Annotated in this window: 11 protein-coding genes; 7 read left to right on the top strand and 4 right to left on the bottom strand. The window is 45.2% G+C overall.

The genetic code is table 11. The features are described 5' to 3' along the window. Positions 1–58 precede the first annotated feature (58 nt). Entirely contained in the window at positions 59–409 is a 351-nt protein-coding gene (locus QUA43_RS30085) for a phytochelatin synthase family protein (protein ID WP_333379370.1), read from the bottom strand. A 267-nt stretch (positions 410–676) separates the two neighbouring features. Here QUA43_RS30085 and QUA43_RS30080 point away from each other — a divergent pair, with 267 nt between their 5' ends. Together QUA43_RS30080 and QUA43_RS30075 are read left to right on the top strand one after the other, a co-directional pair. Continuing rightward, complete coding sequence (locus QUA43_RS30080) at positions 677–1,567, top strand: hypothetical protein (RefSeq protein WP_333379368.1); 891 nt, start codon at positions 677–679, stop codon at positions 1,565–1,567. A gap of 16 nt (positions 1,568–1,583) precedes the next feature. Continuing rightward, positions 1,584–2,234: a hypothetical protein gene (locus QUA43_RS30075; protein WP_333379367.1), complete on the top strand. Its 651-nt coding sequence runs from the start codon at positions 1,584–1,586 to the stop codon at positions 2,232–2,234. A 347-nt stretch (positions 2,235–2,581) separates the two neighbouring features. Here the strand turns inward: QUA43_RS30075 and QUA43_RS31015 are convergent, their stop codons facing one another. Further along, positions 2,582–2,722 (bottom strand): leucine-rich repeat domain-containing protein, encoded by a 141-nt coding sequence (locus QUA43_RS31015; RefSeq protein ID WP_445302021.1) that lies wholly within the window; start codon positions 2,720–2,722, stop codon positions 2,582–2,584. Positions 2,723–2,844: 122 nt separating this feature from the next. After that, positions 2,845–3,807 carry an AraC family transcriptional regulator gene (locus tag QUA43_RS30070; RefSeq protein WP_333379366.1) on the bottom strand — a complete coding sequence of 321 codons (963 nt, stop codon included), beginning with the start codon at positions 3,805–3,807 and terminating at the stop codon, positions 2,845–2,847. Positions 3,808–4,036: 229 nt separating this feature from the next. Here QUA43_RS30070 and QUA43_RS30065 point away from each other — a divergent pair, with 229 nt between their 5' ends. The 4 genes from QUA43_RS30065 to QUA43_RS30050 all read left to right on the top strand — a co-directional run bounded on the left by QUA43_RS30065 (position 4,037) and on the right by QUA43_RS30050 (position 7,053). After that, positions 4,037–4,528, top strand: coding sequence for a carboxymuconolactone decarboxylase family protein (locus QUA43_RS30065; RefSeq protein WP_333379363.1), 492 nt, complete (start codon positions 4,037–4,039; stop codon positions 4,526–4,528). 9 nt (positions 4,529–4,537) lie between these two features. Next, complete coding sequence (locus tag QUA43_RS30060; protein ID WP_333379360.1) at positions 4,538–5,275, top strand: SDR family oxidoreductase; 738 nt, start codon at positions 4,538–4,540, stop codon at positions 5,273–5,275. A gap of 75 nt (positions 5,276–5,350) precedes the next feature. Next, entirely contained in the window at positions 5,351–5,782 is a 432-nt protein-coding gene (locus tag QUA43_RS30055; protein WP_333379358.1) for an SDR family NAD(P)-dependent oxidoreductase, read from the top strand. Between the two features lie 422 nt (positions 5,783–6,204). Next, positions 6,205–7,053 (top strand): arylamine N-acetyltransferase, encoded by an 849-nt coding sequence (locus tag QUA43_RS30050; protein ID WP_333379356.1) that lies wholly within the window; start codon positions 6,205–6,207, stop codon positions 7,051–7,053. 221 nt (positions 7,054–7,274) lie between these two features. Here QUA43_RS30050 and QUA43_RS31010 read toward each other — a convergent pair whose 3' ends face one another. Next, positions 7,275–7,379: an IS1/IS1595 family N-terminal zinc-binding domain-containing protein gene (locus QUA43_RS31010; RefSeq protein WP_445302020.1), complete on the bottom strand. Its 105-nt coding sequence runs from the start codon at positions 7,377–7,379 to the stop codon at positions 7,275–7,277. 732 nt (positions 7,380–8,111) lie between these two features. Here QUA43_RS31010 and QUA43_RS30045 point away from each other — a divergent pair. Then, on the top strand, positions 8,112–9,797 hold a 1,686-nt coding region (locus QUA43_RS30045; RefSeq protein WP_333379354.1), incomplete at its 3' end, for a DUF4347 domain-containing protein.

The raw sequence follows: 9,797 nt of genomic DNA, 5'->3' as shown, positions 1-9,797 counted from the left end.
TCTTGACAGGAGGCTCTTTTATATCTTGCCCTTTTTGTCAAGTACAATTTATACCAAATTAGATGAGCTTACCCTGGGGGCGATATCCCTGTCTTTTGCTGCCGAGTGCATTCAGAACCGTCACACTGCTAGCCACACCACAATAGGCTGGACGTTTTTGAGTTTCAATGTGGGCGCTAAGCGGTTGAAAATCCTGTTTGCTCTTGCTCTGGTTCAGTAGCTGTTGTCCTTGTGGCGATTCTAGAGAAACTAAAGTTTTGGGAAGTGGTTGTCGATTAACAGAAGGTGGCGAGAAAAGTTTCCAGGTAAAAACGCTTAAACCTGTGCCGAAGATTAGTAGAATACCCCCTCCAGCTTTTATTATTCGCCATCGCCATCGGTGATTCCCAGACTTTTGATTTAAGTCCATATCTTCATCTCTCTCAAGAACAGTTGTTTAAAAAAGTCTTAGTCAGAATTGGTCGTTGGATAATTAAACATTACAACGTCTAAATCTTGCCATCTAGTTAGTGGCTCTGGGAACTATCGCCTTTGCTTTGGACATCATTATAGCAAGTCTTTTCCTTGTTCAAGCTTCATTATAATTAAGAAAAAATATCATTTTTAGAAAGCGGTCTGAAAAACTTGGATTCTGTAATATAATTTTGAAATCTATGCAGTTTCACTCGATTTAACCGTGCCGCCAATACCAACAGTCACAGTCAAATCAGGATACAAGCCACAATCTATCGATACCAGCATTGAAGCTGACGTGCTGATGTTTCAGCTATTGCGACAGTTAACGCCCCAACAAAAAGTACAACGGACTTGCGCTTTCAATCAAGCGGTGCGAAGGCTGGCAATATCTGGAATAAAGAACCAGTATCCCAATGCTACTGAGGCAAAAGTTCGGCAAGAATTTATTAAAAGGTGCTTGGGTGCTGAGTGGATAGAAGTTTTATCTGACAGTAAAGATTGGGGCGAACTCGTGATTGCAGATCCGATCGAATTAGCGCAAAAAATAGCCAGCATCTTGCTACCGCTGAATATTCCCTATGTGGTGGGAGGTTCGGTGGCAAGTTCGCTGTTGGGAGAGAACAGATCTACGCAAGATTTGGACTTAGTGATTGACCTGGAATCGCAAACAGCACAGAGGTTAATTGATGCCATGTCAGGTGAGTTTTATATCAGCGAGTCGGCTGTGACTGAAGCAATCGCTAAGTCAAAAGCCGCACCCCGCGAATCATCTTTCAATGTCATATATTTGCCTTCGATGGAGAAAGCAGACATTTTTGTGATGGGCAGCGATGACCCTTTTTCGGTTTCGGTGATGAGTCGTCGTCAACTTTACCCTGTTAGCGGTTTAACAGAAGAGGGAATTTACATCTACTCGCCCGAAGATATCGTCCTGCAAAAACTCAGTTGGTACAAACTAATTCCTGGCGGTTCCCAAAAGCAGTGGAGGGATGTGTTGGGAGTTTTGAAGGTGCAAGGGGAACGACTCGATCTCCCTTACTTGAACCAGTGGGCTGTTACACTCAAACTAACAGATTTACTTTCTGGAGCGTTGCTTCAATCAGGATATTAAGCGTCGGTAATTGAGAATGAAACAAAACAACCAACAACGTGCTACTGCCAATAAAATCAAAAAGTGGATTCAAGCCACTAAGGAAGTTGAAAAAGCTCGACTTGCCATACCGATAACCAGGCTGACGAGTATCAAAAGTTTGTGCACCGATGAAGTTGCTGCCGAAAAGTTTGCGCTCTACATTGCTCAACGAGTACAACAGCAGATAAATCAGGCGATTTGTCCTGAACATTTCACCAGTGAAGAATGGGCACAGCAACAACAATTAGTGGATGAGGCAATCACACTGATGCAAAGTTACTTAGAAAATCCTAGTTACGAAAGCAGGCAATCTCTCCGAAACTTATTGAAAGATATTGATGGCTTGCAAGGGGATGACTACCGCAATTTTAGGTGGGCAACGGTGCGCTTTGTCCGCAGCGGAGATTTATTAAAGCTAGAGTATGCGCTGCGCTGTTTCGTAGAGACAGATTTTCCCTATTGGACTTACAAACTAGCTAGAGAATATGTCGAACGTTATACCTCATATTCTGGTTCAGGTATCATTGCTGAATCAGTACCTAAGTTGTTGGAAGTAGCAGAATTTTGGTGTCAGTATTATTTCGATCTGAGTTTGAACGAGAAATTTCCCGACGGGGACGATCGCTGCGTTCGACCCAACCCGTGAGAATTTTCAGAGGAAGATTGAGGGTTTGTTAAGCCTGCACCCCCTAAGATTGTCAAAATCCGTGCCAATACTCAGCATCTAATTCTACAATTTCTGCCGTGACAGAGCGGGTGTGCCACTATTTCCCGTCTAAAAAAGGTTTTGAGTGCTTTTAGGCTTTGTTCTAATTGTCCGGCGATCCTAGTCGGTGTTGTTCTAATCGCTACCAAAAAAAGCGATCTGCTCAGGGTGCAGGGGGAGGTTAGGCGTGGAAACGCTTATATTCTGATGAATCTGTAGCAGTATTAAACCCTGGGTCAGGATATGCGGATTTGTTGAATAAAGTCAATGCTATCGGGGTACTGTGTCTAATCAGATAGCAGCTCAATCACCTTTGGGATTGGGGTAATTGGATTGTTATCTAAATCAACCTTGATTTGATTCGACATTTGCTTGAGTACCTCTGGTATTTCGGTTATTTGATTGTTAGCGAGGTAGAGGCGTGTCAGCTCCGACAGTTGCCCGATCGCCTTAACTCAGCGCTTAACTGGCGGATATTTAGTGGTGCAATTTGGAGAAGTTTTGCAAACTGAGTTCATGTCGTAACAGCTTACGCCGTAAGCTATTGCACTCAAGGTGTACGCAAACGCTCAATATCTCGAATCGGGGGCGCACCAAATAGGCGAGAATATTCGCGGCTGAACTGTGATTGGCTCTCATAGCCCACTTGATAGGCAGCATTAGTCGCATCAGAGTTTTCCGCCAGCATCAGGCGACGTGCTTCCAAGAGCCTTAATTGCTTTTGATATTGCAGCGGACTCATAGATGTCACGGCTTTGAAATGGTGATGAAACGATGAAGGTGACATCCTAGCTTGCTCTGCCAGTTCCTCAACTCGCATTGGCTGGACAAAATCAGCCTTGATCAGCTTGATAACTTCAGCAATCCGTTGCATATTGCTACCAGATGTCGCAATCTGGCGAACTGCTTCGCCTTGTTCCCCTATCAAAAGGCGATAGTAGATTTCGCGGATAATTAGCGGTGCCAGAATTGGGATGTCTTGAGGCGTATCCAAAAGCCGTACCAGTCTGATCGCACAATCGAGCAAGGGAGCATCGGTAGTGCTGACGAATAAGCCTCTGATAGATTTCTTTTTCTGGCTTTCGATTCCCGTTGTGAGAGGCTTTGCCAACGCACTAGGTTGGGCCGTAATGAGATCGCAGAGTTGACGGGGATCTAAATTTAGTTTGAATCCTAAGTACGGCTGTTCTGGGGTGGCCTCGACAATAAATGCGCTCAACGGCAAATCAAGCGAGACGACTAAATATTGAGCAGCACCATAACAATAGGTTTCCTCACCCAGCAAGACTTCCTTTTTACCCTGAACTAGGATGGCGAGGAGCGGTTCACTGACGGTATGTAGTGCAGTAGAAACAGACGATTCTCGCTGAAATTCTAGTTGATGTATCGCTGTTTTATGAAAACCATTGCCTTTGCCGTCGGTTTGTTGAGTGACTAATGCCGCCAATTCATTGCATTGATTTGCGCTCGCCATACGGTTTCTTGGCTTATTGAATTCCTCGTCGTTGAACATTGTAGAACATCCTAATCGATTCATAAAATCTAAATTTGGAGGATTAGGCAATAAAGTGCGAGTTTTGTGTATTTAAACTCATGGCTTTCACTTTTAGTATAAACACATACGCATGAATCGGTAAAAGAATAAGGCAAGGTGGTTGAATCTCATAACCCGCTTAAACGGTAAAAGCTCAATCATCACGGGATCTGTATACGGAAAATGAAAGCCATGCCAAGGAATAATCATGAATCAAAAATTTTTAGCTTTAAGCATAGCCGGAACAATTTTTATGTCAGAAGCTATCCAAGCGCGAGAAACAGTTTCGCCATTCTCTGAAAGGATGACACGCCAGGAACGCGGCGAAAAAGTAATGAATAGTTTTTCAGGTGGAAAAGGTTTACCGCCTCATTTTGAACAGTTGCAAAATGATTTTCCAGAGCTGGCCGATATGACGCTCAAATATGCCGTGGGTGATATCTGGGGGCGTGAGGTGCTCAATAATAAAACCCGCCAACTTATTTCTCTCGCTGGTTTCGCTGCACAAGGCACAATGCCGCAATTCAAAGTTCACGCTCAATATGCTCTGAATTATGGTGCTACGCCGGAAGAACTGATGGAAGTTATCTACATTACCACAGTCACATCTGGCTATCCTCGCGCCTTGATTGCAGCCGGAACACTCAAAGAACTGTTTCAAGAAAACAACATCAAATTTCCAGTGACCTCAAAAAAATAGGAGATTGCAATGTCGAACGTAAATGGAAAAGTCATTATCATCACTGGAGCCAGTAGCGGCATCGGTGAAGCTACAGCTCGGATGCTGGCAAAAAATGGCGCAAAAGTTGTTTTGGGCGCACGTCGCGCCGATCGCCTTGAAACTATTGTCAAGGACATTGACGCAGAAGGTGGCATAGCTGAATATCAGGCACTTGATGTGACTCAACGCAGTCAGCTAGAAGCGATCGTGCAGCTTGCCCAGAGCAAGTTTGATCGCGTCGATGTCCTGATTAATAATGCTGGCATCATGCCGCTATCGACTCTCGATCAACTGAAAGTTGAAGAATGGGATCGCATGATTGATGTCAATATCAAAGGGGTCTTGTACGGCATCGCAGCAGCGCTTCCCGTCATGAAAGCCCAAAAGTCGGGTCAGATTATCAATCTTTCCTCGATTGGTGGACATACAGTGTCTCCCACTGCGGCTGTTTACTGTGCTACTAAATTTGCGGTTGGTGCGCTCTCAGAAGGATTGAGACAAGAAGTGGGTGGCGACATTCGAGTAACGGTGATTTCGCCGGGAGTCACGGAATCTGAGTTAGCCGACAGCATCAGTGATGAAGCTGCAAGATTGGGAATGCAAGAATTCCGCAAATTATCCATTCCGGCCTCTGCGATCGCCCACGCAATTCTATTTGCGATCGAACAACCTGACCATGTTGATGTCAGTGAAATCATCGTCAGACCCACAGCTAGCCTTCACTAATGCAAAAGGAATGTATCACACTCGCAACTTTGGATTACTTGCAGCCCTTCCTTTCAATGCGTAAATCTATTAATTTTGAACAAAGTAAAAATTAGGATGGCAAGTAGATATAGACCTCGAAAAACAGTTGTAATTACAGGAGGCAATACCGGATTAGGCTATCACTGTGCAAAAAACCTTGCAACTAACAAAGATTGGCACGTGATTATTGCTTGCCGTAATAGAGATACAGCAGCCGAGGCAGTGGAAAGGTTAATCGTTGAAACCTCGAATGAGCATATTGAGCAAATGAGCCTAGATTTAGCGTCGTTAGCCTCGGTTCGTCAGTTTGCCAAACACTTCGCCTTACGCGATGTACCACCCTTGCGAGCGCTCGTGTGTAACGCGGGGATACAGATCGTGACTGGTATAACTTACACTCAAAATGGGTTTGAAACAACATTTGGGGTCAACCATCTCGGACATTTTTTGCTTGTCAATCTGGGCGTTGCTGATGCCAGCGTATGACTAGCTCAATATGCAAGTCAGAGAAACCAGTATCCACAAAACTTCGGGATTTTCAAGTTATTTTTTTCATACCCTGATTAAGCAACGCCAGTTGCAGATGTTCCCTCACCGCATCAGACACAGTGTTATCACGACCGCCCTGGACGCGACGGATGGGAATGTGCGAAAAGTTCAGAAACTCAGCAGACACAAAAATTTAAATACCTTGATGGTGTATGCGATAATCGCGGCCCCGACCAAAGAGACATTACCGATTTACTTGATGGGATGAAAGGAGCGATCTGCAGGGGAAGCGGATGATTCGACGTGAAGGAGCGAGCGAAATCATAGATTTTTCCGATGCTAAACACGAAGGAACGTTGGATGCGTAATGATTAATTGTTCCCCATGAATAAACTCAGCATTGACTCTGATCATAAAATATGCACTTGCAACAGCGACTGACTGAGATCGACCTTGATGCCTATTTTCAACGAATTGGCTACAGCGGTGACTGCTCGCCCAGGCTGACAACGTTACAGGCAATTCATCAGCGACATTCCCACACGATCGCCTTTGAAAACCTCAATTCGCTCCTGAAACAACCCGTGAAGCTGGATTTAGCATCCTTGCAACAAAAGCTAATCAACGAGGGACGGGGCGGCTATTGTTTTGAGCAAAATTCACTGTTGCGGGCTGTTTTGCTGGCTCTTGGCTTTCAGGTAAAGAATTTGGCAGCTCGCGTGCTGTGGAATTTGCCATCCGGGACGATCGCGCCCCGCAGTCATATGGTGCTGTGGGTCAATATTGATGGAGAGCCGTACATTGCAGATGCGGGATTCGGAGGATTAACGCTTACCGCGCCGCTTGCTTTGACACCGGATATTGAACAACCTACATCCCACGAACCGTTTCGATTGAGCGCAACGGAGCGCAGCTACATTATGCAAGCATATATCAAGCAGGAGTGGAAATCCCTTTACAAATTCGACCTTCAGGAGCAAGAATTACCCGATTATGAGGTGAGCAATTGGTATGTTTCAACTCATCCCAACTCGATTTTTGTTACTAACTTGATGGTAGCAAAACCGGATTCAAATTGTCGTTATGCCTTGTGGAACAATCAGTTTACAGTGCATTATTTGGACGGTCGAACAGAACACCGCGTCCTTTCAACGGTTGCAGAGTTCCGCGCTACCCTTGAGAATGTTTTTTGTCTCAACCTGGGAGCGATAGCCGAGAGCGATCGGATGTTACAACAATTAATTGAGCGGTCGCGTGCGATGACCTAACGGTGAAAGCGGGCAACTCTCGATTTACGGCAAGGGCGACAAGACTCGCGCGGTTTTACTTCCTGCGTCTCTGTATCTGACAATTTTGAACAGCAGAGGGGATGCGGGGAATTCGCTCGCCGATTTTTAGGAGTCGGAAAGCTACTAACGGCGGGCGCTTGCAAAGGGTGTCTGTAACGCACTTGGTCAAGGAAAGTGAAATCTGCTTGTATTGAGAATTCTCAATCTGACTGACAACTACAATTTTTACATTTAAATCGCTGTTTTCCGTAATAAGTCCTTCCATTTTTAATAAAAAAATCCCTTTGACAATTAGGACATTTCATACTTTCACCTCAAAAATTTATGTTGATTTAACATTAACCCATTACTGTGCATCACTACCCGAATGACTAATGGCTATCGAGATTTGAAGCACGGCCCGAGATTTGGATTCTTTTGTGAAAGTGGTATCACGGATAGGATATCGGCTCGCTCGGTAATTGCGCGTTTGCCGAACATAAGGGAAAATACGACGCAGAACATAAATTCCGTGCGATTGCGGATGGCAGTGCAGCAGAAATAGGGCAAACTGATAGATAGGTTAAATAAACATCAGCAAAATAAACAAGGTCGCTGGCAGTTTCAGAAACTTGGACTCCAAAGCTGTATCTACCGCTAAACACACTTTTGGAGGACGGAATATGTTGACTTCTTTAAGGGAAACGACTCGCGCCTCGGAATACGCAAATTCCCCATCCAAAAGCTTTGTATTCAAGGGCTCCAGCATCAATGAAGGTGAATATGTTGTTTCCAGGATTTTGACTGGGGAATCTGACTGCATCGAGAAAATTACCTCGGTACTTCCAAAAAATGCCTCTATTCTTAGAGAGATTGACAAAGTTCGCATAACTTCTGAGGGCCGCTCAGGCTAACTGCAATTAGGCTTTGTTATCCCCCATTCAAATTACCTCGATTCATACAAAAGTCAATTGCCAAAAGCGCATAGTTATCACATAAACTTGATGAGATTACTCCGGGGTGTATCTACCAATAATGCCCTTAATGGAGTCTCCAATATGAATTCTACATTCGCTCAAGTTAACTCACAATCTTCTCTTGAAAAACCGCTACTGCGCTCCTTAGTCTTCATTGACTCCGGCGTGGAAGATTACGAGTCAATTGCAGCGGAAGTGCTGGCGGGACAGCAGGTAGTAATACTCGAACGCACCAAAAACGGCATCGAACAAATTACCTCTGAAATTGAAAAATATGCCTCTACTAAAGGGGCGGTAGACTCGGTTCACATTATTTCTCACGGTAATTCTGGCAGCTTGCAGCTAGGTTCTGCAACCTTAAATGCGAATAATTTATCACAATATGAAAGCCAGTTGCAAGGGTGGCGAAATGCGCTAAGCAACCAAGCAGATATTCTCCTTTATGGTTGCGATGTTGCTGCGGGTTCGGGAAGCGATTTTGTCGATCGCCTGGGCGAGTTAACCGGGGCTGATATTGCTGCATCTACCGATCGCACGGGCCGCGGTGGTAACTGGAATTTGGAGTTTGCCAAAGGTGATATTGAAGCACCGCTAGCCTTGACTCCAGAGGCAATGGCAGATTATCAAGGGACTTTAGCGACTATTACCGTTACTAACAGTAATGATAGCGGGCCTGGTTCATTGAGAGATGCGATCGCCTCCGCAGCAGCCGGCGATACCATTCAATTTGCCTCCACTCTTGCGGGCCAAACAATTACTCTCTCGAATGGTCAACTTGTCATCAACAAAAACTTGACAATTGATGCAGTTGGTGCAGCAAATTTAACCATCAGTGGCAACAATACTTCGCGGGTAATCCGCACAGAAGGTGCAACAAATGTTACTCTAAAAAACCTGATTGTTGCCAACGGCAAAGTTTCTGGAACCGATCCGAATAATGAGGCAACTAGCGCCGGTGGTGGCATTCAAACAGGAGGTAGCAGCACTTTAACTTTAGAAAATAGCCAAGTCAATAATAATGTTGCCGGTTTTGGTGGCGGCATTTACACGGGTTTTCGCAGCACGACGACTGTAATTAACAGCAAGTTTAGCGACAATGACGGTTCGCTAGCGGATAATACCGAACGCGGTGGCGGCGCGATCGCAACTAAAAGCGGCGGTGTTCTGACTATCAGAGATAGCGAATTTACCAACAACAAAGGCAGCTACGGCGGGGCTGTTAATAACCTGTTGGGCAGCATGACGATCGAAAACTCTAAATTCACCGGCAACCGCACAGAGAAAGGCGTTGGCGGGGCAGTTTACGTCGATGGCGCTAATGCTTCGGGGCCGAATGCAACCCCCGGCCCCGTTGCCGGAACTATTGCTATCCGCAACAGCGTTTTTGATGGCAATATCGGAGCGAGAGAAGGAGGAGCGGGATTTTTATTTGGCTATCTTCAAGATAAGATAGTTTTGGAAAATAGCACTTTTGTTAACAATAAAGCTGTCAAGGATCTAGCAGGAGTTGGAGGTTCTGGAGGCGCAATTCGTCACGGGAATGTGGATCTTACTGTAACAAACTCCACTTTTGCTAACAACCAAGCTGAAGATAATGGGGGCGGTTTGTGGTCGGGAGGGAATGGAAATATCAGCATTGTCAACAGTACATTTTCCGGCAACAGCGCTGCTAAGCAGGGCGGAGGAATGCTTGTCGCTAACAGAGATTCCTTTTCGACTAACATCGTCAATTCGACTTTTGCTAAGAATACCGCTGAATTTTCGGGA

The organism is Microcoleus sp. N9_B4 (assembly GCF_036701635.1).
Lineage (GTDB): Bacteria > Cyanobacteriota > Cyanobacteriia > Cyanobacteriales > Microcoleaceae > Microcoleus.
This window is presented reverse-complemented; position numbering and strand designations above follow the sequence as displayed.